Genomic DNA, 24178 nt, shown 5'->3' on the forward strand with positions numbered 1-24178 from the left:
AGCAACAGGCTGATTATCGCAGCAACAGGCTGAAAGTGGCTTACAGCTTGATATTCTCTTTCAGGAACTCAACAACCGAACCCGCTTCAATATCCTGCTTATCGTCAGAGCGACGCGCTTTGTATTCCAGTGTTCCGGCTTCTAAGCCACGGTCTGAGATCACGATACGATGTGGAATACCCATCAGCTCCATATCGGCGAATTTCACCCCAGGGCTGGTTTTCTTATCGCGGTCGTCCAGATACACCTCAAAGCCAGCCTCGGTCAGCTCGTTGTACAGCTTCTCTGTTGCTTGCTGAACCGCTTCAGAGCGATGCAGGTTCATCGGTACAATGCCAACGTGGAAGGGAGCAATAGCATCCGGCCAGATAATGCCGTTGTCATCGTTGTTCTGTTCGATGGCCGCAGCCACAACACGGCTAACGCCAATGCCATAACAACCCATAATCATGGTCTGATCTTTGCCGTTTTCGTTCAGTACTGTGGCTTTCAGAGCTTCGGAATACTTGGTACCCAGCTGGAAGATATGACCCACTTCGATACCACGTTTGATCTCCAGTGTGCCGTTACCACAAGGGCTTGGGTCACCTGCGACAACATTACGCAGATCGGCTACTTCCGGCAGCGGTAAATCACGTTCCCAGTTGATGCCAAACAGGTGCTTGCCATCAATGTTGGCACCGGCGCCGAAGTCAGAGCAATGTGCCACCGCGCGATCAACAACAATACGAATGGTCATGCCAACCGGGCCTAATGACCCCGGTCCTGCGCCAACAATCGGGCGAATTTCTTCTTCCGTGGCAAACTGTAATGGGCTGGCAACACCGTCCAGTTTTTCGGCTTTGATTTCGTTTAATTCGTGATCGCCACGCACCAGCAGGGCGACTAACTCGTAGTTGCCGTCTTCGTCAGCTTCACCACGCACGATTAAGGTTTTGATGGTTTTTTCGATGGCCAGGCCGTGTTGCTCAACCAGATCACTGATGGTTTTGGCGTTGGGCGTGTCCACTTCGTGCATGTCTTCCGTGGCTGGCGCTCGTTCACCGGCTGGTGCCAGTGCTTCGGCCAGCTCAACGTTAGCGGCGTAATCGCTGGCATTGGAGAAGGCGATATCGTCTTCGCCGGATTCGGCTAACACGTGGAATTCATGAGATTTAGCGCCACCAATTGAGCCGGTATCGGCCCATACCGGACGGAAATCCAGTCCTAAGCGGGTGAAGATACGGCTGTAGGTTTCATGCATGGTCTGGTAGGTGTTTTCCAGACACTCAGCGCTGCTATGAAAGGAGTAGGCATCTTTCATAATAAATTCACGCGAGCGCATCACACCAAAGCGTGGACGGGTTTCGTCACGGAATTTGGTCTGAATCTGATACATATTCAGCGGCAGTTGTTTGTAGCTGCTGATGTTGTTGCGGGCTAAGTCGGTGATCACTTCTTCGTGGGTTGGGCCCACACAGAAATCACGGTTGTGGCGGTCTTTTAAACGTAATAACTCACCGCCGTACTGATACCAACGGCCGGTCTCTTCCCATAACTCGGCTGGCTGAACGGCAGGCATTAACACTTCCATCGCGCCAGAGCGATTCATCTCTTCACGCACAATGGCCTCAACCTTGCGCAGTGTGCGTAAGCCCAGTGGCATCCAGTTATACAGGCCAGCCGCCAGTTTGCGGATCATGCCGGAGCGCAGCATCAGCTTATGGCTGATGACTACCGCATCAGCCGGAGTTTCTTTTTCGGTTGCAATCAGGAATTGAGTAGCGCGCATGCGTCGTCTGTGCCCATAGTATCTGTTTAGAAAGCGCCAGATTTTAATGGTTATGGCCGATGGCGGCAATTTTTCTTATTGTCCTCTTGTGCTGTCACATTGCTGTGCGATACTCGCGCCTGTGATATTGGTCAATCTGAAGAGAGCCGCTGTATGGTGACAAACCACACCCTGCCACCACAAGCACAACCCAGCCCGGAAGCAATGGCAGACTTGCCAGTTGCGCCATCCTGCCTGCGTAATCAAAAGCCTATTGCGGATGTGTTACTGCAAGAGCTGGCAGAGCACTCAGTGGTGCTGGAAATTGGCAGTGGTACCGGCCAACACGCGCATTATATGACCAGCCAGATTCCTCATATTAAATGGCAACCTTCCGATATCAGTGAATGCTTAGCGGATATCAATGCCTGGCGGGCATATTCTAACCAGGATAATTTTCTGCCACCGCTGGTGTTGGATGTGATGGAAGACTTGTGGCCGGTTAAACAAGTGGATGCGGTGTTCAGTGCCAATGTGGTTCATTTTGTTGGCTGGGCGCACGTCAGGGCCATGCTGGCCGGGATTGGCCGGGTACTGACACAAGACGGTCTGGCGCTGTTTTATGGGCCGTTTAATTACGAAGGGCAGTTTACCAGTGACGGCAATGAGAAGCTGGATGCCTGGTTACGCGAGCGTGATCCGGATTCCGGGATTAAAGACTTTGAGCAAATTATTCTGACTGCCCGCAAAGAAAAGCTGCGGTTAATTAAAGACATTGCCATGCCCGCCAATAACCGCATGCTAATTTTTCAGAAATTTTGATCAGGCAACGCGCTGCTGGCGTTGGCTGTTCTGCTTATCTTGATGGTTTGACTGTTGATTGTTTGAGTGTTGATGGCTTGACTGAGCGGATTGAGCGCTTGCCAGTGCAAACGAAGCAACCTCACCCACAATCATCATCATAGGACCATTGCCCGAATACTGTTTGGCCATATCCGGTAATTCAATCAGAGTGCCATTAAACACCTGCTGATCTTTTAACGTACCGTTGACAATTAACGCGACCGGCGTGTGTTCGTCCAGCCCTTGATTAAGCAAGTTCGCACTGATGGCTCCGGCGTGTTTGCGTCCCATATAAAACACCCGGGTCGGGTTATCGGCTAACTCAAAGTCACCATACTGGCTATGACCACTCTGCATTAGCAGTGCATTACCCAGATGACGGTGAGTCAGAGGGATTTGTGCAGCGGCGGCGCAACCGACGGCGGCAGAAATACCGGGCACAATTTCGGTGTGAATACCGCGCTGTTGCAGGTATTGCAGCTCCTCACCACCACGACCAAAAATAAACGGATCGCCGCCTTTCAGACGTACGACGCGTTGATATTTTTTAGCGCAGGAAACCAGCAGGGTCTGAATATCCGCTTGCCCCATTTTGTGTTCTCCACAACGCTTACCGACATGAATGCGGGTGCACTGCTGGGGAATGAGTTCAAGAATCTCTTCCGAGATCAGGGCATCGTACAGCACACAATCCGCCTGGCTGATGGCCTTCATGGCTTTCAGAGTTAATAACTCCGGGTCGCCCGGGCCAGCTCCAACCAAAAATACGGTGCCATAGTCGGGGGCATAGTTAGAAGTATATTGCGCTTGGACGTTCATATCAGGATTCACTTAATTCGGTCGCCAGTTCATCGGCTTGTGCTGGCGTATAGGATTTAATCATGGCAGTCAGCTCCGGAATACAGGAACCGCAGTTGGTACCACACAGCAGTTTCTCGCCGAGTGCTGCGGCGCTGTCAGCCCCTGCGGCGATGGCTTTTTGAATGGCGCGTTCCCCCACCTGGAAGCAGGAACAAACAATAGCGCCCGGGTCTTCCTTCTGGCCTGGTGGTTTGCCGGTGAGCAGCGCTAAACGAGTGTCGCGGTCGAGTTCCGGGTTATTAAATTGTTCGATCAGCCAGCCACGATTGAGCGTCAGCGGCTGATGTGTGGCATGAATAAACATTAATGCCAGTAACTGGTGATTGCAGACACAGGCCCAGCGGTGATGACCTTGATTGTTATCATCCAGACAGATCCATTGGTATTGGCCGTTATGCGAAGGTTGGTTATCAGGCGAGTGCTGATCAGCAGCTTGTGCTGTCAGGCGCTGCTTAATCTCGTTCAGTAAGGTGATCCCTGTACCAGTGCCGGCAACGTTATAGAAATAACCACTCTGGGTTTTGCCCGTTGTCCAGTATTCGCATTCAAAGTCCTGGCGCTGAGAGTCGTCATTTAATAAAAACAGATCCGCTTTGCTGAGAATAAAGCCTTGCCAGTCAACCCGGGCAGGTGACAGAGAAACATCGGTAATTTTTAATTCTGGCTGACCTGAAACCGGGTCGTGATCGGAATTAATCAGGCTGCCCATGCGTGCCTGTTTGCTGTAACGGGCAGTCCAGTGCATGGGGACAAACACTTCACCGGACTTTTGCGCATCGGTGAGCTGCGCTCTGACCAGAATCTCATTCAGTTCACTGCGAACCACAACCAGCTGTTTGTCTTTAATACCGGCATTGGCGGCATCGGTTGGGTGAATATCGACAAATGGCTCGCTGATATGCTGCGCCAGTACCGATGCTTTGCCGGTGCGTGTCATGGTGTGCCAGTGATCACGAATACGGCCGGTGTTCATATTTAAAGTCAGACCGGAAAGTGCATTGTCGCTTGCCTTCTGTGGCAGAGCCGGTGTATTGCTGACAAACCGGGCTTTGCCCGTTGGCGTGTAAAAATGCCCATCATCGTAAAAACGCGCCCGCCCCTGAGGATATTGGTGATTGATTGGCCATTGAATCGGCGCGAGTGCTTCAAATTCAGCCTCAGTCATTTCAGCCAGGCCGGATAAATCGAAATCCCGGCTGCCATTATTCTCAAACGCAGACAGGCGAGCGTGTTCAATAAACACATCGTAGGGTTTCTGATAGTTAAATTGTTGCTCAAACCCTAAACGTTGTGCCACCTGAGTCAGCATCCACCAGTCCGGTTTAGCGTCCCCCGGGCTGGGTAAAAAGCCACGTTGGCGAGAAATACGGCGCTCGGAGTTGGTAACGGTACCGTTTTTTTCTCCCCAGCTGGCAGCCGGTAGTAATACATGAGCAAAGGCAGCAGTATCGGTATCGGCCATACAATCTGATACAACGACCAGTTCCACTTTTTTCAGCGCACGCTTAATCAGGTCGGCATCCGGCATGGATACCACTGGATTAGTCGACATAATCCAGAGGAATTTGATGTCGCCTTTTTCCGCTGCTTTGAATAGATCAATGGCTTTTAATCCGGGTTTTTCTGCAACGCCCGGGGACTGCCAAAAACGTTTAATTCGTTCCCGGTCGGCTGCGGCAAAATCCATGTGTGCAGCTAGCTGATTGGCCAGACCGCCGACTTCACGGCCGCCCATGGCATTGGGCTGGCCGGTGATGGAAAACGGACAGCTGCCCGGTTTGCCAATTTTACCGCTCGCCAAATGTACGTTAATAATGGCGTTGGCTTTATCGGTTCCTGTGGCGCTCTGGTTAATGCCCATCGAATAAGCGGTCACCGCGGTTGGACTGTTGGCGAACCATTCAAAACAGGTTTCCAGATCGGCAAGTGGCAGATCACACTGTTGTGCAACGGCTTCCAGATCAGAGCATTGCTGCTGGGCCTCGGTTAATGCGGCGTCAAAGCCCTCGGTATGTTGTTCGATAAAGGCCTGGTCCAGCGCATTGTGATTCGCCAGATAGGCTAATAATGCATTAAATAAGAAACCATCCGAGCCGGGTTTCAACGCCAGGTGTAAATCGGCAATGTCGCAGGTAGCGGTGCGGCGTGGGTCAATGACCACCACTTTCATAGCCGGATTGTTCTTTTTCGCCTGGCTGATGCGCTGAAAGATAATCGGATGCGCCCAGGCGGTATTGCTGCCAACCAACAATAATAAGTCAGTTTGCTCCAGATCTTCGTAACAGCCGGGTACGGTATCGCTGCCAAAGGCGCGTTTATAACCGGCTACGGCCGAAGCCATGCATAAGCGCGAATTGGTATCCATATTGGCGCTGCCAATAAAGCCCTTCATCAGCTTATTGGCCACATAATAGTCTTCGGTGAGTAACTGCCCTGAACCATAAAAACCAATCGCTTCCGGACCGTGGCTGTTTAAGACCTGCTGGATTTTATCCGCAATCAGGTTCAGAGCCTGATTCCAGGACGTTGGCTTGCCTGCCATCGTCGGGGTTAGTAACCGGCCATCATGATCCAGCGTGTCGTGCAGATTTGAGCCTTTCACACACAAGCGCCCGAAGTTCGCCGGATGTGTCTGAGTGCCGGATACCGGCAGCAGTTGACCATTAAGCTGGCGGGCATCCACTCCACAACCTACACCACAATACGGGCAGGTGGTTTGAGTTTGCTGAATTTCTTGGCTCATCTTTTTATCCAAAAACACGGTCGGAAAAATTTTCCAAAAAAAAAGCGCTCACAGGATAAACCTGTGAGCGCCAACGCTCGGGGCCTGAAACCAGACCATTTACACAACATAAAAAAGATAACACCGTCGGTGGTGCTGTCAGAGTTAACCCCTGATAGCTCTGAACAGCGCGGAGGAGTTACCTTTTTTCTTCCTATCAAATTCAATGCCAAAACTGACAGAGTGTATTTCAGGGCGATCAATCGCTGATATTTCTCTGAAAACAATAAAAATGCACCATTCTGATATTGCTTTTGTGTGGTTTGCTTTTCTTTGGTGCGTTTTGTATGCGTTGTTTGTATGGTGTTCTGTGTGTTGGATGAGGGGGTTGATATAGGTAGTTGGTATAGGTAGTCGCATGGGTTGTCATTAAAATAATAACGCTTGTTTCTCTCGCACTTTGTCAGGGCTGCTAGACTCAATGGATTGATTCATTATAACGAGCCTATACATGACCGACTCAGCCTCCACAGCCGTATCGTTGGGTGCTTCTGATGGCGTTTCATTATTACATCGCAAGATTCACGAATATGTGAAAGGAGAACCACTCCACGTATTGCTGCTGGGACGCAACGATGACACCGAAATGCTGGCAGAAAGCATTGCTCAGGCCGGTTACCGGGCCAAGATAGTTGATTCGATTTCCCACTTATTGGCACGCGAAGAAGCCAACACCTTTTCAGTGATTATCAATCTGGACGTTATTTCAGAGAAGCAGCATCAGTGGCTGATTGATCTGGCCGACAGTCATAAACAATGGCCGGTGATTGCTCTGAGTTCGGAGGATAACCTGGATATTCGTGCTGCTGCGGTACGGATGGGAGGGCAATCGTTCTTTACTTCTCCTTTTGATACCCATGCCATTGTTACTGAATTAAATGCACTCAGTGAGCGTTTTGAGCGTGACCCGTATCAGGTGTTGGTGATTGATGATCAGCGGTCAGTAGCTGATTATTATTCGTCTGTGTTGCGCGAAGCCGGCTTTATTACGGAAACCATTACCTCGCCCATGACGGATCTGATGCCGTATCTACAGCATCATATTCCGGATTTGATCCTGCTGGATTTGTATATGCCGGAGATCAGTGGTCAGGAGTTGGCCGGTATCATTCGACAGATGAGCAATCTGATTTCTGTGCCGATTGTATTCCTTTCTTGCGAAATGAGCCCCGAGCATCAGTTGCGGGCTTTATGTACCGGCGCCGATACCTTTTTAACCAAACCGGTTAAATCTGCGGATTTGCTGGCGGCGGTAGAATCCCGTATTCGTCGTGGACGAACGGTCCGGAATCTGGTGACCCGTGATCCATTAACCGGATTGCTGAATCGTCGCGAAACTTTACGTCGGCTGGAAGAGGGTATGGACCGTTTTCAGCGTTATGGCCATGCGCTGAGTTTGGTGATGCTCGACCTGGATCACTTTAAAGCTATTAATGACAATCATGGGCACGCCGTTGGAGATAGTGTGCTGAAACACTTCTCGATGGCATTGCAGTCGGTGTTGCGTGATGACGATATTATCTGTCGTTGGGGGGGGGAGGAATTTGTACTGGTGCTGAATGAAACCGGGCCGGGAACTGCCACAAAAATTGTCCAGCGGGTGTCGGCTTTTTTACTCAATAGCAGCCCATTTGAAGACTTTAAGTACACTTTCTCAGCAGGCATTGTTAGTACGGCAGCCGGCATGAACAGCGAAAATATGCTGGATATTGCTGATCGGCGCTTGTATCAGGCAAAAGCTCAGGGACGTAACTGTGTTGTTAGTCGGGATGATTGAGCAGGGGTTAACGTCGGTTTAAAAAAAGCCACTCCTGAGAGTGGCGAATGCGCGAACTCGTTAACACGCAATGTGTTAACGCTTGATATCCTGTCAGTTTCTTTCTTTTCTCTCATCCTTTTATTGCTGGTTTTTCCGGGATCATTGGTCAATCCCGGCATTCGCTGCAACTCTGTCAGAATTGTTGATGATGGCTTTTATTTTTGCACGCTAAATGTGCGATTTCTGCTGTTGTGCACCTGAAAAGAGCTTAAGTGTTTTATTTTTTACAGCGCCAGCAAGATAAGGTGGTGAAAACCACAAGAAAAATACCGGAACTTAATCTGGCATTTAATTTGCTGAAGGGTAAGAGACTTCTTTCTCTACAACGGCGTGGGGTGGAACACGCAATGATGCATCACTGGAGAATTATTACCGATGAGCAGATAGAGAGAGTTCATTATGAGCACATTACCGCAAGCAACCCCATCCACATCAGCAAGCCCTTCCACCCCAAAACGTATTATCGTTGTGGGCAACGGCATGGTTGGCCACCAATTTCTGGCAAACCTGGCCGCTTCTGAAAACGCATCCGATTATGAACTGATTACCTTCTCTGAAGAGCCACGTCTCGCTTATGACCGGGTTCAACTCAGTAAGTATTTTTCCGGTGCGACGGCTGATGATTTATCGCTGACGTCTGAAACTGAATATCAGCAAAACAACATTCGTTATCTGTTAAATGACAAGGTAGTGGCGATTGATAGCAGCGCTAAAACCATTACCACGGCCAATGGCAATGTCGAAGCTTATGACAAACTGGTGTTAGCCACCGGTTCTTATCCTTTTGTTCCACCGATTCCGGGTAAAGATCAGGAGCATTGTCTGGTCTACCGTACCATTGAAGATTTAGAAGCCATTTCAGCCTCCGCCGCACAAAGCAAAGTGGGTGTTGTGGTTGGTGGCGGTTTGTTAGGGCTTGAAGCAGCTAACGCTTTAAAACAAGCCGGTCTGGACACTCATGTGGTGGAATTTGCCCCACGTTTGATGGCCGTGCAGCTGGATAATGGTGGCGGTGAAGTATTACGCAAAAAAATTGAAGAATTAGACGTTACGGTTCATACCGAAAAAAATACGCAGGAAATTGTCGCCGGTGAAACCTGTCGTTACCGCATGAATTTTGCCGATGGCAGCTTCCTTGAAACCGATATGATTCTGTTCTCTGCCGGGATTCGTCCGCAAGACGAACTGGCTCGCCAGTTTGACCTGCAAATCGGTGAGCGTGGCGGTATTGTGATTAATAATGCCTGCCAGACATCCGACCCGGATATCTACGCCATCGGTGAATGCGCCCTGTGGGAAAATATGATTTTTGGCTTAGTCGCCCCGGGCTATCAGATGGCCAAAGTGGCAATGAATCATATTCAGGCCTGCTACAGCGATAGCGAATCCAGTCTGGAATTCCAGGGTGCGGATATGTCGACCAAGCTCAAGCTGCTGGGTGTTGATGTGGCTTCTATTGGTGATGCCCACGGCAATAGCGAAGGCTGCCAGTCGTATGTGTTTAAAGATGAAGTCAGCGACGTCTACAAGCGTCTGATTGTTTCTGCCGATGGTAAAAAATTGCTGGGCGCTGTGCTGGTGGGCGATGTGGAAGCGTATGGCTCCCTGTTGCAGCTGAAACTGAATGATATGGATATTCCGGGCGATCCGGCTGCTCTGTTATTACCGGCAGGCAGTAGCGATGAAGAGGGTGGTGCAGGCTTAGGTGTTGCAGCGTTACCGGAAACCGCTCAAATCTGTTCTTGCTTTGATGTTACCAAGGGCGATATTGCTGCCGCCGTGCAAGGTGGTTGCTGCACCATGGGTGACATTAAAGATGCCACCAAAGCGTCAACCGGCTGTGGCGGCTGTGCAGCATTAACCAAACAGGTGATGGATGCTGAGCTGGCGTCGCTGGGCGTGGAAGTGAATAACGACCTGTGTGAGCACTTCGCCTATTCACGTCAGGAGCTGGCCGACATTATTCGTGTAAAAGGCTTTACCACGTTCAAAGACGTGTTAGCTGAGCATGGTAAAGGGCACGGTTGTGAAATCTGTAAGCCAACCATCGGTTCCATTCTGGCTTCATTCGAAAATGAATACGTATTAAAAGACGAGCATATTGGCCTGCAGGACACCAATGATATTTTCCTCGGCAATATGCAGAAAGACGGCACTTATTCGATTGTGCCACGGGTTGCTGGCGGTGAAATTACCCCAGACAAACTGATTGTTCTGGGTGAAGTGGCCAAGGAATACGATCTGTACACCAAAATTACCGGTGGCCAGCGAATCGACTTGTTTGGTGCGCAACTGCATGAGCTGCCGGACATCTGGAAAAAGCTGGTGGATGCCGGATTTGAAACCGGCCATGCCTACGGTAAGTCACTGCGTACTGTGAAGTCCTGTGTGGGTAGTACCTGGTGTCGTTACGGTGTACTGGATTCTGTGTCGATGGCGATTGCGCTGGAAAATCGCTACAAAGGCCTGCGTTCGCCACACAAAATTAAATTTGCGGTATCCGGTTGTACCCGTGAATGTGCCGAAGCACAAAGTAAAGATATTGGTGTGATTGCCACTGAAAATGGCTGGAACCTGTATGTGTGTGGTAACGGTGGTATGCGCCCACGTCATACCGATTTATTCGCCACTGACCTGGATGATGAAACCCTGATCAAATACATCGACCGTGTACTGATGTTTTATGTACGTACCGCCGATCGTCTGCAGCGTACCTCGGTATGGATGGAGAATATGGAAGGTGGCGTTGACTACCTCAAGCAGGTGGTGATCGAAGACAGCCTGGGTATGAACGCCGAGCTGGAAGATGCCATGACCAAAGTGGTTGGTACTTATCAGTGTGAGTGGAAAACCACCATCGAAAACCCTGAAAAACTGAAACGCTTTAAGCACTTTATTAATTCAGATGCAGAAGATGCGGGCTTGTATTACGTACGCGAGCGTGGGCAGCGCCGTCCGGCAACCGAAGCCGAAAAAATCGAATTAATTGAGCTAAACCCGGTGGAATAAGCCGGGTTTATTCCTGATAAAGAATAACTGAACATAAAAAATAATGGAGACCCGTTATGTCTGATTGGGTAACTGTGTGTGAATTAACTGACATTGCGCCGGATACCGGCGTGTGTGCAGCATTAAATAATGAGCAGGTCGCACTGTTTCGTTTTGGTGACGGCGAGCAGGTGTTTGCTGTTTCGAACTTTGATCCATTTGGTAAAGCCAATGTCCTGTCTCGCGGGATTATTGGTTCAATTGGTGAGCAGCTGGTGGTTGCGTCGCCGCTGTATAAGCAGCATTTTGACCTGCAAACCGGAGCTTGTCTGGAAGATGACTCCGTCAGCCTGAAAACATTTTCGGTGAAAGTTGAGAATAATCAGGTGCTGTTAGCCGCCTGATAAAAGCATAAGCGCGACAAGAGCAAAGCGCTGATTCTATCAGCGCTTTGTTTTTATAAAAAATTATTAAAAAGCAGTTGTAGTAAGGTTTTGTATGACAAGCGAGAAATTTAATTTATTTGCCTTCAGTGGCAAAATGAAAATCCTGCATCTGAGCTGGATGGCGTTTTTTATTACCTTTTTAGTGTGGTTTAACCATGCTCCTATGTTACAGGCCATTGCCGCAAGCCTTGGCCTGGCTCCATCAGAAGTAAAAACTCTGCTGATTCTGAACGTTGCCCTGACGATTCCGGCTCGGGTAATTATTGGTATGCTGACGGACCGATTCGGCCCACGGATTGTGTATTCAGCATTACTAGCGATCTGTTCCATTCCATGTTTTATGTTTGCCATGGCCGATGATTTTGCTCAAGCCGCTATTGCGCGCTTTATGCTGGGCTTTATTGGTGCTGGTTTTGTGATTGGTATCCGGATGGTATCAGAATGGTTCCCGGCCAATGAATTAGGCACGGCTGAAGGCATCTATGGCGGTTGGGGTAACTTTGGCTCTGCTGCTGCTGCCTTTACGCTACCTGTTATTGCACTTTGGTTTGGTGGTGATGACGGTTGGCGTTATGCCATTGGTTTAACCGGTGTATTAAGTCTGCTATTCAGTTTTATTTATTACGCTAACGTCTCAGATACCCCAAAAGGCTCTACTTATTTCCGCCCGAAAAACCTCGGCGCGTTAGAAGTGACCAGTAAAGGCGATTTCTTCTTTCTGGTGATTATGAAGATCCCGATGTACGCGGCTCTGGCTTTATTAACCTGGAAATTGTCGCCACAGGGTGTGAGCCTGCTGTCAGAAACTACCGCGCTGCTGTGCTACGTCGGTTTAGTGCTGTTGTTCCTGTATGAATTAACGCATGTCTGGAAAGTGAATAAACACGTTTTCGAAGCGCCGGTGGATGAAATTCACCAGTACAAGTTTAAGCAGGTTGCAGTACTGAATGTGTTGTATTTTGCCACCTTTGGTTCTGAACTGGCGGTGGTTTCTATGCTGCCACTGTTTTTTGCTGAAACCTTTGAGCTGACACCGGTTGTGGCTGGTATGGTGGCTTCGGCGTATGCCTTTATGAATTTGATGTCGCGCCCGGGCGGCGGCTGGTTATCGGATAAATTTGGCCGTAAATCCACCTTACTGATTCTGACTGCGGGCCTGGCGGTTGGCTATTACGTTATGTCGCTGGTCGACAGCAGCTGGCCGGTATGGCTGGCAGTAGTTGCGGCGATGGCTTGTTCTTTCTTTGTACAATCCGGAGAGGGGGCGGTGTTTGCCGCGGTACCTCTGATTAAGCGTCGTTTAACCGGGCAAATCGCGGGTATGACGGGTGCATACGGTAACGTTGGTGCGGTTACTTACCTGACGGTATTGTCTCTGGTGGATTATTCCACTTTCTTCCTGGTAATTGCGGCAACGGCTGTGGTGGGTTTTGTTGCGCTGTTGGCGATGGAAGAACCTAAAGGTCATATGGCGGAAGTCAATGAAGATGGTTCGGTTGAGTTAATTAAGGTTTCTTAATTAGCAGATATGCAGGTGTTCAGGCTTTTCTTTTCGACCGTCTACTGCAGGGATGCAGTAGTCGAGCGTACAAGGACGTATTAACAGCGTGTCGAAAAGGAAAGTGTGAATTCCAGCATATTGTCAGACATAGTTCCCTCTTGTACTTGTCTTCGAGCAGCAAACAAGCCTATCAGAATACTTTTTAGCCGCACCCATCACACAGCCCGTCCCTGGGCTGATGATGGGCACGCAACATCCTTGTTGCTGCTTTAAAAAAGTATTCTGATAGGCTTGTTGTATATTTCTAACAGGTTTTTCTGGTAATAGTCATGGGCGATCAGTTAAGCGTCAGTTTTGGCGGGTTCTCCACCGCAGGCATTAAAGACGAAAATCAGGATGCTTTCGCAGCCCATCAGCCCGGCCTGTCTCAGGCCAAATACAAAGGCATTGGAGCTTGTATTGCTGACGGTGTTAGTTGCAGCGATCAGGCACAGCTGGCTTCATCCACCGCGGTCACGCATTTTTTGCAGGATTATTACTGCACCCCTGACAGCTGGGATGTCAAAACATCCGCAGGCAAGGTGCTGTCATCATTAAATGCCTGGTTATTTCATCACGGACAACAAGCCAGTGCGCGTCATAACAGCCTGGTCACAACCTTCAGTGCTTTAATTGCCAAATCAACCAGTGCTCATATTTTTCATGCCGGTGATAGCCGGATTTATCGTTATCGGCCGCAAAAGGCTGAAACGGCGGCAGAATTTGAACAACTCACCCGTGACCATTGTATTGCTCAGGGGAACCCACAAAAGGGGGGTAAAACCTTTCTGAGTCGGGCGTTGGGTATGGATAATTATCTGGAGGTGGATTATCACTGCGTGGATATTCAGGCCGGTGATTATTTTGTTTTTTCGACAGACGGCGCCCATGAATATCTGTCTGCGGCTGATATTCAGCAGTGCCTGAGGCAATTAACGCCAGATGACAAGCAACACCAGTTTGAAAAAGCCTGTCAGCAGTTGGTTAGCACCGCGCTGGATCGTGGCAGTGATGATAACTGCAGCCTGTTTCTGGTTCGTATTGAACAAGTGCCGGCACCGGATATGGAAGAAGCACAGCGCCAGCTGACACAACGTGTTATTCCACCGGCGCTGGATGTTGGTCATAAAATTGATCAGCTCAATGTGGAAAAAGTACTGTATTCAGGCAGCCGCAGTCATGTGTACCGGGTGAAAAACAACGACGGCAAACACTATGTATTAAAAGCACCGTCTGAGAATTTTAGTGATGATCTGGTTTATCTGGATGGTTTTGCCCGGGAGCAGTGGGTCGGAAACCGGGTTGATCATCCGAATGTAATGAAAATATATCCGGTTCGGGATGGCAGTCGTTTTCTGTACCACTTATGTGAGTATATTGAAGGGCAGTCATTACGTCAGTGGCTGCATGATACCGACAAACCATCGCTCGATCAGGTGCGTGACATAACCGATCAGATAATCCGCGGGTTACGGGCGTTTCAGCGTCTGGGCATGGTACATCGTGATCTTAAGCCGGAGAATATTCTGATTACTCCACAAGGTCAGGTGAAGTTAATTGATTTTGGTACAGTCTCGGTCAGAGGAATCTCCGAAGCAGCTGGCAGTATCAAAGAAGAGTGTCCGGTGGGGTCGGTGCAATACATTGCGCCTGAGTATGTGATGACAGGGCAGGCAGGGGTGCAGAGTGATTTATTCTCACTGGCCGTGATTGTGTATGAAATGCTCACAGGTCATACCCCTTATCAAATGGACGATGTGCATCGTCGTACGCCTAAATCAACTTCAGAATGGCGTTATATTTCCTTGCGTCAGCATCGCCCGGATTTACCTCAGTGGCTGGATCTGACGCTGGAAAAAGCCACACACCCGAGTTGGCAGAAGCGTTATCCGGCCTATTCAGAGTTTCTTCAGGATTTGAAACAACCAAACCCCAAACTTCTGCGTTATGCTCAGAAACGCCCGTTTATTGAACGAAACCCGGTTCGGTTTTGGCAAGGAGTCAGTGTTTTATTATTAATTATAGTTATTATTCAGGCATGGTTTTCTGTATGAAACATGCAGCTTATTTGTCTGGTTTTGTCGGTAAATATGCTGGATATAAGCTATTTAAATAGAAGTATAAAACTGGCATGTGAGATAATTATGAAATCATCCTCCTTCTCCGGAGGAGGCATATAATAATACACACCACGTAGAATACATGGCGTATTCGTTGAATACAGGCAGGATGCAATATGAGTATTAATCTGAACTCAGTAGAAATCTTAGGGTTAAATCCAGGGCAAGTCGCTTATCTGACGGATTTAAAGTTAGGGTTTGAGATACTCGAAAGAAAGAACTTTAATGCCAGAAAAAATATTCTTGAGTTAATCTCTCTGATGCGGGCAGCTATTCTTTGCTCGGATGAAAAAATACAGAATCTGCTGGATGCGTTTGTCTCTTCGTTAAACTCCGATCAATCTTCTTTCTTTGCCAGTCAGTCTATCTTATTAACACCAGAGCAGGTTGTATCTTACGATGCTCTGACCGAACCCAACCATTTTATTATTTATCGCGGTGCGCGAGAGCAAATTGAGCGTGTTGTAACAGTCTCAAGTGACACAAAATATGTATACCGCGGGCAAGAATACGAAAAATCTGAAAGCACAGAAAAGCAATCCAGAAAAAAAGAGTCAGCCCGTTATTACCGTGGAGTACTGATTAAAGATTGATTTCGGATTATGCTGCAGGCTCGCAGATATCTTTACCAAATAATAAAACGTCTCGTATTGAGCGGATATTCGTCTGATTCCGCATCAGCTCAAAATACCACTGGCTGTCGGCTACTTCGCCAATACAAAGCGCACCAGCCAGGGTGTTATTGCGAAGAATTACTTTTTTATAGATACCCTGGTGATCGTCTCGCAATGTCAGTACGTCATCACCATCCAGAGCGTTAAACTCGCCAACACTGTGTACGTCCAGACCAGAGACTTTTAATTTAGTCAGGTGTTGTTGTTCTCGATAGACCGGAGTTTCTTGGGTGTTTGTACGTGACGTGCTTGTTTGTAAGGAACTGGCCTGTAACAGCTCCGCTGCCAGTACCTTAGCCTGATCCCAGATGGGTGCAACCAGGCCATAGGTAAACTGTTCAAACTGACAACACTCACCCAGTGCATAAATTGAATCGGCACTGGTACGCATGCGTTCATCCACCAGGATACCTTTATCGCAGAGGATGGCATTATTCTCTGCAATGCTGATCGTCGGCTGAATGCCAGTGGCAAAAATCACCGCCTGTGTGCCTATATTAATGCGAGTGTTGTTGTGCTGGTAACTGATTGCAGATACCTGTTGCTGATCCGAGATTAACTCGATATCGGTTGCTCCGGTCTGAACATCGACACCTCGCTGTTGCAAGGCCTGGGTTAATAATATTGATCCTTCTGCATCTAGCTGACGATTCATCAATACCGGGTTACGGTGTAGCAGGGTGACATCTACGCCTTGTGTTTTCAGGCCTACGGCGGCTTCGACCCCTAATAAACCACCACCAATCACCGTCGCCTGTTTTAATTCAGGCAGGCGGGTGAGTAATTGGTCGACATCGCGAATATCCCGAAAACCACTGACGTTACGGCTGTCAGCACCGGTGAGGTTTGGTATAAAGGATTGTGAGCCAGTGGCAATCACCAGCTGTGAAAAGTGATGGTGTTCATCATCACTGCTTTGCAGTCTTTTAGCTTGAATATCAATGTTTTCAACGGCGGTATTCAGCAAAATATGAGCACGTCGTTGTTGATACCAATCCTCATCATGAGGAGTAATTTGTGTCAGTGTGGTTTCTCCGGCTAACAGCGGAGAAAGCATAATACGATTATAGTGAGCAACCGCTTCGTTGCTGAAAATCAGAATCTGATCAAATGGGTGATGAGTACCCAGCTCTTCCAGTAAGCGATTACTGGCCATGCCGTTACCAATAATAATTAATTGATTGCCAGACTTTTCAGACACAACAGGCATAGTGAAGCTCCAGGCGGGAATTCAGAAAAATACCGGAAGCCGGGTGGTTACCCGGATCCGGCGAGGGAAGGAAATAATTAAATGATCAGAACTTAGCGCCAATCCAGGCCCAGAACTTATCGGTGTCATTAGATGTTACAACATCATCATCGCCACCAGAGAAGCCTGCGTATTTAATACCAGCACTAAAGTTTTTATTAATTTTACCGGCAGCTAATAAATTGATTTCACTTCCGAGGTCTTTGCTGTCTTCTACTGATTCATAATCATGATAAACCGCAACCAGTTTAACCGGACCTGCTTTAGTGGAAACTGAAATGTATTTATCATCTAAACCCAGAGCGCGACTTGCTCCTGGAATAAAACGATCAGCCCAGCCACCAAACTTATGGTTGGTACCATAAGGCGTTGCGAAGCCAGTGCCATTATCTTCGCCATGGATTTCATTACCCAGTTTGGCAGTGACGCCGGAGAGCTTAACACCACCTTCTAACAGGATGTAATCCGTATCGAATTCAGTGCCAGTAGAATTTTCAAGGGTTTGAGTTGCATACTCTGCACGGTAAATAACAGTCAGAGAATCCAGCTTTTGTTTGCCATCCAGATAAGCACCATAAGTATCGATGGTGGTGTCAGTGTCTTCGTTTTCTAATAAATAAGCATAACCAGCAACTTTACCCACCGGCAGGGCACTGTATGACGCATTTAACAGATGATCACTGGTGTCATTATCAGTAAAATTCAGGAAGTTGCGCTGGTCGATATAAACATAATCAACGGTGAAATCATCGGCTTTATAACCAAAACGGGCTGCGTCAAAGGTGACTTCATTCTGACGCCAGCCAACATTACCAATAAAGCGCGCGTTATCAAAAATAATACGCTGACGACCTACAGTCGCACTAACACCGTCTTTGTTATAGCTGATTTGTGCACGGTTCCATTCGGTATTTTCCGGATCTGGTACACCGTCATAATCTGTATCTTCCGGTGCATATTCATCAATAATCGCACGAACATCTTCAATTTCTGCTAATACTTTGAAGCCCGCAATAGAGCCGGTTTCATAACCGATACGTGAACGCAGCGTTAATGCATTTGCAGAGTCTCGGTCGCTGCCATTATCAAGGGTATCTTCCGTGTCATTGGTCTCATAGCGTAAGCGGAAATCATTTAAGATTTTACCACCAGTTAACGCATCAGCCACTTCATTAGCCTGAGCCTGGGCTGCCGTTGTCAGAGTGGCCGTTAATACCGCTGCTGATAGCAGAGATGGCGCCAGAGTGCGTGCAGATTTTTTAATAGAGTTCATAACTTCTCCTGAATTTATGTTTTTTAACGATCTGGTTAAGCAACTTTATTTCGCGCGGTTGTTTTTTTTTCTGTTTTTGCTGATTGAATGTCTTCAACCTTTTTTTGTTTTTCATATAAGAAACTGAGTACCTGCTGACGATAACTGTTGTAGGTCGGATCATCTGCCAGCTGGATGCGGTTACGTGGGCGTTCCAGCTCAATGTTCAGGATCTCGCCAACCGTCGCCGCCGGGCCGTTGGTCATCATTACAATACGGTCAGATAACAGCACGGCTTCATCAACATCGTGAGTAATCATGATGACGGTATTGTTTAAGTCTTTCTGGATTTCCATTAAGGAATCCTGCAGGTGCGCACGAGTCAGGGCGTCGAGTGCACCAAAAGGCTCATCCATTAATAACACCTGAGGTTCCATCGCCAATGCCCGGGCAATGCCGACACGCTGCTTCATACCGCCGGATATTTCATCCGGGCGCTTGTGCATGGCGTGTGTCATATGCACAAGCTCAAGGTTGTGCTCAATCCAGGCTTTCTTCTCAGCCTTAGACTTGCTGTTTTTAAATACTTCGTTGACTGCCAGTTCGACATTTTCGTAAGCGGTCAGCCATGGCAGAAGAGAATGGTTCTGGAATACCACGGCTCGCTCCGGCCCTGGTTCAGTGACTTCTTTTCCTTCCAGAATCACACCACCTTCGGTCGCCTGATATAAGCCCGCAACAATATTTAATACGGTGGACTTACCACAACCGGAGTGACCAATCAGTGATACAAACTCACCTTGATCAATCTTCAGATCAACACCGTCCAGTGCCTTAAACGGGCCTTTGGGGGTAGGGAACTCAATGCTGGTTTTGGAAATTTCTAAAAAGCTCATAATTTATCTCCGAAATTCTGTATGTAACTGGCCGTTGTGCACGATGAATTAACGAACGACCGCTGACTTATCCCAGTTAACCCACTTCTGAATGGTTAACATAGCGCGGTCCAGTAAGAATCCAATAAAGCCAATCACTAAAATCGCAACCATAATTCGGCCCAATGAGTTGGAGCTACCATTCTGGAATTCGTCCCATACGAACTTACCTAAGCCCGGGTTTTGCGCCAGCATTTCTGCCGCGATTAATACCATCCAGGCAATACCAATGGATAAACGTAAGCCAGTGAAAATCATCGGAATCGCTGCCGGAATAACAATTTTACGTACGTGAGTGAACCAGCTCAGGCGTAGTACCTGGCTTACGTTGTTTAAATCTTTTGGTACACCGGCAACACCGACAGCCGTGTTGATCATGGTTGGCCATAAGCAGCACAGAGATACGGTAAACATAGATACTAAGAACGATTTAGAAACGGTAGGGTCATCCGATACATACAGAGCACTAACAACCATGGTTACCAGTGGCAACCAGGCCAATGGTGAAACCGGTTTTAAGGTCTGAATAATTGGGTTGATGGCTGCATAAGCATTTGCACTCAGGCCAATCACAATACCAACCGGAATGGCGATTAAACTGGCAACAATAAAACCAGCCATTACTGTGCCTAAGCTGGTGGCAATTTGATCGAAGAAAGTAATGCGGCTTTTATACTCGCGCCATTTCACTTTGGCATCCGGGTTCTTCGCCAGTTTCTTTTCATTACGAACGCGTTGGCGTTCGTATTTTTGTTCTACTTTGGCACGCTCTTCATTGTGCTCAATAACCAGATTATTGAACTGTTTAACGACTTCGCCAGGGCCAGGAAAGTTACCCAGAGAGGTCACAATATTATTGGCCGCAACCTGCCAAAGCATCAGAAAAATGCAAAGCCCAACAATAGGTAAGCTAATGGCTTTTACCAGCTTAGTAATCGCAGGCGGGGTTAAACCATCAGACAGCGTCTGCAGCGGATTTTTTAGTAGTGATGACATGCTCATGGCAATAACAACCTCTGGTTTTTCAATTATTCAGAGCGCTTTGGCTCTGTTTAAAATATTTTGTTTAATGTTTTGTTTGATGTTTTGTTTGATGTTTTTTTGATGTGAGACTTCAAAAAACTAAACAAAATATTCTTCAGGTTTTTAAATATGAGGCTGAGCTGGGCTCAGCCTCACTTCTGTAAACTACAGAGCTGTAGTTACAAGGGTTCAGTTACAGAACCTCGTCCGCATCTAAACCAATCTTGAATTTATTGATGTATTCCGTTGGTTTGCTGCCATCGAATACTACGCCGTCAATAAAGTCTGGTTGTGGTGGCTTGAAGCCGGTTTCGGTGGCGAAATCCGGGAAGTCTTTAGCTTCTACTTCACCATCTTCGATCAGCGCTTTTGCGGCTTTGGCGTAGATGTCAGGGCGGTATACGTCTGCAGCTACTTTCTTGTACCAGGCGTCATCTTTTGCTTCTGAGATCTGACCCCAGCGACGCATTTGTGTCAGGTACCAGATAGCATCTGAGTAGTATGGGTAGGTCGCGTTGTAACGGAAGAATACGTTGAAATCAGGGATTTCACGTTTGTCGCCTTTTTCGTATTCAAAAGTACCGGTCATTGAGTTGGCAATAACGTCGTAGTCGGCACCCACGTAGTAAGGCTTAGACAGGTACTTAACAGCTTCAGGGCGGTTTGCGTTGTTATCAGCGTCCAACCATTGAGCAGCACGGATCATGGCTTTTACAACAGCAACCGTCGTGTTTGGATATTTCTCGGTGAATTCTTTAGTCATACCGAATACTTTTTCTGGGTTGTTTTTCCAGATTTCGTAGTCAGTAATAACGGGTACACCAATACCTTTAAATACAGCTTGCTGGTTCCACGGCTCGCCTACGCAGTAGCCGTAAATGGTGCCAGCTTCCAGTGTTGCAGGCATTTGTGGTGGTGGTGTTACCGACAGGAAAGCATCAGCGTCGATTTGACCTTTGGTATCACCTTTGTGTGGCGCGTAGTAGCCCGGGTGAATACCACCGGCTGCTAACCAGTAACGCAGTTCATAGTTGTGGGTTGATACCGGGAATACCATGCCCATGTTAAATGGCTTGCCCGCGTCGTTGTATTTATCAACGATTGGTTTCAGATAATCGGCTTTAATCGGGTGAACTGGTTTGCCATTTTCATGCGGCACCAGTTTTTTCATTTCACCCCAGACACCGTTGGATACGGTAATACCGTTACCGTTTAAATCCATGCTGAATGGGGTCACGATGTGAGCTTTAGTACCAAAACCAATGGTGGCAGCTAACGGCTGGCCCGCCAGCATGTGCGCGCCATCTAATTGGCCGTCAATCACACCGTTGAGAAGTACTTTCCAGTTGGCTTGTGCTTCCAGCTCAACTTCCAGACCCTCGTCTTCGAAATAACCCAGTTCTTTCGCAATTGCCAAAGGAGCCATGTCGGTCAGTTTGATAAAGCCAAACTTAAGTTCCGTTTTTTCCGGCTCACCTGCGCTAACAACAAAAGATGTTGTTAGTGACGCTAACCCGGTTGAAATCACCAGTGCTGTTTTCAGCAGGTTACGTCGCAGTGAATTAATTCCTCGCATCGTGTTTCCCCTTTTTAAGCCAAAAAAAAAGCGCCACAACCCCAATAGGTCGTGAGCGCCTTTGCAATATTGAATGTTCGTCTGCGAACACCCGAAATAAAAAAGTAGTGAACCCAACGTTGGGCTACATAATCTGGATTTAGCGAAGAGTGTGCCAATTTCAGAAAATGCAGATTTCTCAGGCATTTTCAGCAAGAAAATCAGATTTATTAACGGTTGGTTGCTTTTTGAGCACCAAATCAGGTTGGCTCAAATTGATGATGAACTGCTTTGGTGCGGATTTACGATTTATTGTGAGGCGCTTTTGCAGAGAGGTGGTAACTGACAGGGCATTTAATCAAATACTGTATCTGTCATCTGCGGTGCAGAAACATAAAACCCGGCAATTGCCGGGCTTTATTTGCTGTTCAGGCGATAAGAGTTAATGGCTGGAAAAACATTCCTGCGCAACGTGTTTGATATTGGTATCGGCCTGAATCCAGCCCCAGCGCTGCATTTGTTGCAGGAACCATTCTCCGTGCTCCACTTTGGCTTCGCCCGCCTGCAGCGGGTCCAGCACCAGCATATTGTGAATGCTGACGGGGGAGTCGCCGAGTTTGTAGCGGAACTCACCAGTCAGAGCTGGCAATAACGCTTCAGTGGGCTGTTCCAGTGCTTCAGCAAGCAGCTCTGCCGCTTTCTCCGGATGCTCATGGCACCACTGAGCTCCCTGGCTGATGGCGTGTATCAGCGCCTGGAGTGTATTCGGGTGCTGCTGTGCCCATTCCTGAGTGACACCCAGTACTTTATCCGGCGCCTGTTGCCAGAGTTTGGTGGCCGGCATCAGGCATTGGCCAACGCCTTGCTGAATGGCAACGCTGTTCCAGGGAGCGCCAGCGAAGAAACCATCAATATGTTGCAGTTTCAGGTGATCGACCATTTGTGACGGTGGTAATACCAGCAATTCAATGTCTTTGTCCGGATCAATGCCCGCATCAGCCAACCAGGCACGCATTAGCAGATTGTGAATGGAGAAAGGAAAGACCACGGCAAAGACCAGCTTTTCCTGCTCGTTTTGCTGACGTTGTTGAATCAATGTTGCCAACTGCTGGCCCAGCTGTTGTGCCGAGGCAGAGGCAATATTATCGACTGCCAGCGTTTCAGCCAGGGTGTTTGAGACGGTCAGAGCGTTACCATTTAATGCCAGTGACATCGGTGCCTGCATGGGTTTTCTCAGGCAGCCAATACCCAGATGCGTGGCTAATAACATGGGGGCCAGCATTTGTGCCGCATCAAAATGACCAACAATCACTTTATCGCGGATGTTGGCCCAGGAAACTTCCTGCTGCAGCGTGACGTTGAGCCCGGCGTGGCGAAAGTAACCCATTTCCTGTGCTGCAATTAATGGCAGGGCATCGGTCAGAGGCATATAGCCCAGCGTCAGCTTATCTTTTTCCAGTGCAGATGCTTGTCGTGTTGTTTGCTGTGGTGTTGTCATAAGGAAATACTCAGTTACTCAGCAGATTCATCACGGAAATAATGTTCTTCGCGACATCCACCATGCGTTGGCTACGATCCATCGCCATCTTACGGATAGCATGGTAAGCCTCTTCTTCGGTCATGTTCTTTTGCTTCATCAGCAGGGATTTGGCCTCGTCGAGAATACGACGGTCAGCCAGCTGATTGCGGGTTTTTTCCAGCTCACTTTTTAATGCCTGGAATTCACGGAAGCGGGCAACGGCAACATCCATAATGGATTTGATGCGTCCGGCCTGTAGGCCATCAACCACATAGGCGCTGACCCCGGCGCGCATGGCTTTTTCGATGGTGTCGGAATCGTCTTCATCGCTGAACATGATCACCGGCTTGGGGTTATGCTGGTTGAGAATGCTCATATGTTCCAGCATGTCCCGGTCCGGGCTTTCAATATCAATAAAGATCACATCCGGCTGATTCTCTTCGACCTGTTTAATCAGCCCCTGGGCACTTTCCAGTCGGGCGATCACTTCGCAGCCGGCATCGGTCAGCGCCTGTTCTAACATGGCGGCACGCCCGGGCTGGTCATCAACCAGCATAATTTTAGTAACGCTGCCTTTAATTGCAGCGCCTGAAGCAGTATTGGTTGGTTTCATAGATTTATGGGTACGACATCACGGTTATGGGGGCATCATCTATGGCTGACAGGCAGCCTGCAATCATTAAACCAAGGTCAAGAGATAATGTTAACTTTGTAAGATTGTACTTTGTCGCTAAGGTCGGTCGGAATTGGATGGTTTAAATGAGAATGACTTCGACTGACAGCCAGTTAAAACCCACTCAAGACCTTTCTAAGGCTAGGGTT

At 48.2% G+C, this 24178-nt stretch carries 17 protein-coding genes; 7 read left to right on the forward strand and 10 right to left on the reverse strand.

Annotated elements, in window-relative coordinates:
- Positions 1-40: 40 nt before the first annotated feature.
- Positions 41-1771: a proline--tRNA ligase gene (locus ACO05E_RS15300; protein ID WP_419810364.1), complete on the reverse strand. Its 1731-nt coding sequence runs from the start codon at positions 1769-1771 to the stop codon at positions 41-43.
- A 153-nt stretch (positions 1772-1924) separates the two neighbouring features.
- Here ACO05E_RS15300 and ACO05E_RS15305 point away from each other — a divergent pair, with 153 nt between their 5' ends.
- On the forward strand, positions 1925-2572 hold the full coding sequence (locus tag ACO05E_RS15305; RefSeq protein ID WP_419810365.1) for a DUF938 domain-containing protein: 648 nt from the start codon (positions 1925-1927) through the stop codon (positions 2570-2572).
- Here ACO05E_RS15305 and cobA read toward each other — a convergent pair whose 3' ends face one another.
- Complete coding sequence (cobA, locus tag ACO05E_RS15310; RefSeq protein ID WP_419810366.1) at positions 2573-3412, reverse strand: uroporphyrinogen-III C-methyltransferase; 840 nt, start codon at positions 3410-3412, stop codon at positions 2573-2575.
- 1 nt (position 3413) lies between these two features.
- A complete protein-coding gene (locus ACO05E_RS15315; RefSeq protein ID WP_419810367.1) occupies positions 3414-6197 on the reverse strand; it encodes a molybdopterin-dependent oxidoreductase in 2784 nt (927 codons plus the stop codon).
- A 490-nt stretch (positions 6198-6687) separates the two neighbouring features.
- Here ACO05E_RS15315 and ACO05E_RS15320 point away from each other — a divergent pair, with 490 nt between their 5' ends.
- The 6 genes from ACO05E_RS15320 to ACO05E_RS15345 all read left to right on the forward strand — a co-directional run bounded on the left by ACO05E_RS15320 (position 6688) and on the right by ACO05E_RS15345 (position 15742).
- Positions 6688-8013: a diguanylate cyclase gene (locus ACO05E_RS15320; protein WP_419810368.1), complete on the forward strand. Its 1326-nt coding sequence runs from the start codon at positions 6688-6690 to the stop codon at positions 8011-8013.
- A 441-nt stretch (positions 8014-8454) separates the two neighbouring features.
- Positions 8455-11064, forward strand: coding sequence for a nitrite reductase large subunit NirB (gene nirB, locus ACO05E_RS15325; protein WP_419810369.1), 2610 nt, complete (start codon positions 8455-8457; stop codon positions 11062-11064).
- Positions 11065-11120: 56 nt separating this feature from the next.
- Complete coding sequence (gene nirD, locus ACO05E_RS15330) at positions 11121-11447, forward strand: nitrite reductase small subunit NirD (protein WP_255860385.1); 327 nt, start codon at positions 11121-11123, stop codon at positions 11445-11447.
- Between the two features lie 94 nt (positions 11448-11541).
- Complete coding sequence (locus ACO05E_RS15335) at positions 11542-13008, forward strand: NarK family nitrate/nitrite MFS transporter (RefSeq protein ID WP_419810370.1); 1467 nt, start codon at positions 11542-11544, stop codon at positions 13006-13008.
- 311 nt (positions 13009-13319) lie between these two features.
- Complete coding sequence (locus ACO05E_RS15340; protein ID WP_419810371.1) at positions 13320-15083, forward strand: protein kinase domain-containing protein; 1764 nt, start codon at positions 13320-13322, stop codon at positions 15081-15083.
- Between the two features lie 182 nt (positions 15084-15265).
- Positions 15266-15742, forward strand: a complete 477-nt coding sequence (locus tag ACO05E_RS15345; RefSeq protein ID WP_419810372.1) for a hypothetical protein — start codon at positions 15266-15268, stop codon at positions 15740-15742.
- 7 nt (positions 15743-15749) lie between these two features.
- Here the strand turns inward: ACO05E_RS15345 and ACO05E_RS15350 are convergent, their stop codons facing one another.
- From ACO05E_RS15350 to ACO05E_RS15380, 7 genes are all read right to left on the reverse strand, one after another.
- A complete protein-coding gene (locus tag ACO05E_RS15350; RefSeq protein ID WP_419810373.1) occupies positions 15750-17033 on the reverse strand; it encodes an NAD(P)/FAD-dependent oxidoreductase in 1284 nt (427 codons plus the stop codon).
- 85 nt (positions 17034-17118) lie between these two features.
- Positions 17119-18345, reverse strand: coding sequence for an alginate export family protein (locus ACO05E_RS15355; protein ID WP_419810374.1), 1227 nt, complete (start codon positions 18343-18345; stop codon positions 17119-17121).
- 35 nt (positions 18346-18380) lie between these two features.
- Positions 18381-19220, reverse strand: coding sequence for an ABC transporter ATP-binding protein (locus ACO05E_RS15360; RefSeq protein ID WP_419810375.1), 840 nt, complete (start codon positions 19218-19220; stop codon positions 18381-18383).
- A gap of 48 nt (positions 19221-19268) precedes the next feature.
- Positions 19269-20255 (reverse strand): ABC transporter permease, encoded by a 987-nt coding sequence (locus ACO05E_RS15365; protein WP_419813630.1) that lies wholly within the window; start codon positions 20253-20255, stop codon positions 19269-19271.
- Between the two features lie 220 nt (positions 20256-20475).
- On the reverse strand, positions 20476-21858 hold the full coding sequence (locus ACO05E_RS15370; protein WP_419810376.1) for a CmpA/NrtA family ABC transporter substrate-binding protein: 1383 nt from the start codon (positions 21856-21858) through the stop codon (positions 20476-20478).
- Between the two features lie 421 nt (positions 21859-22279).
- The gene (locus tag ACO05E_RS15375) at positions 22280-23335 is read right to left on the reverse strand and encodes a CmpA/NrtA family ABC transporter substrate-binding protein (RefSeq protein ID WP_421722750.1); all 1056 of its coding nucleotides are present in this window, start codon (positions 23333-23335) and stop codon (positions 22280-22282) included.
- Positions 23336-23345: 10 nt separating this feature from the next.
- Entirely contained in the window at positions 23346-23969 is a 624-nt protein-coding gene (locus ACO05E_RS15380) for an ANTAR domain-containing response regulator (protein WP_255860407.1), read from the reverse strand.
- Positions 23970-24178: the final 209 nt, after the last annotated feature.

This window comes from Bacterioplanoides sp. (assembly GCF_965226395.1).
Classification (GTDB): Bacteria; Pseudomonadota; Gammaproteobacteria; order Pseudomonadales; family Oceanobacteraceae; genus Bacterioplanoides.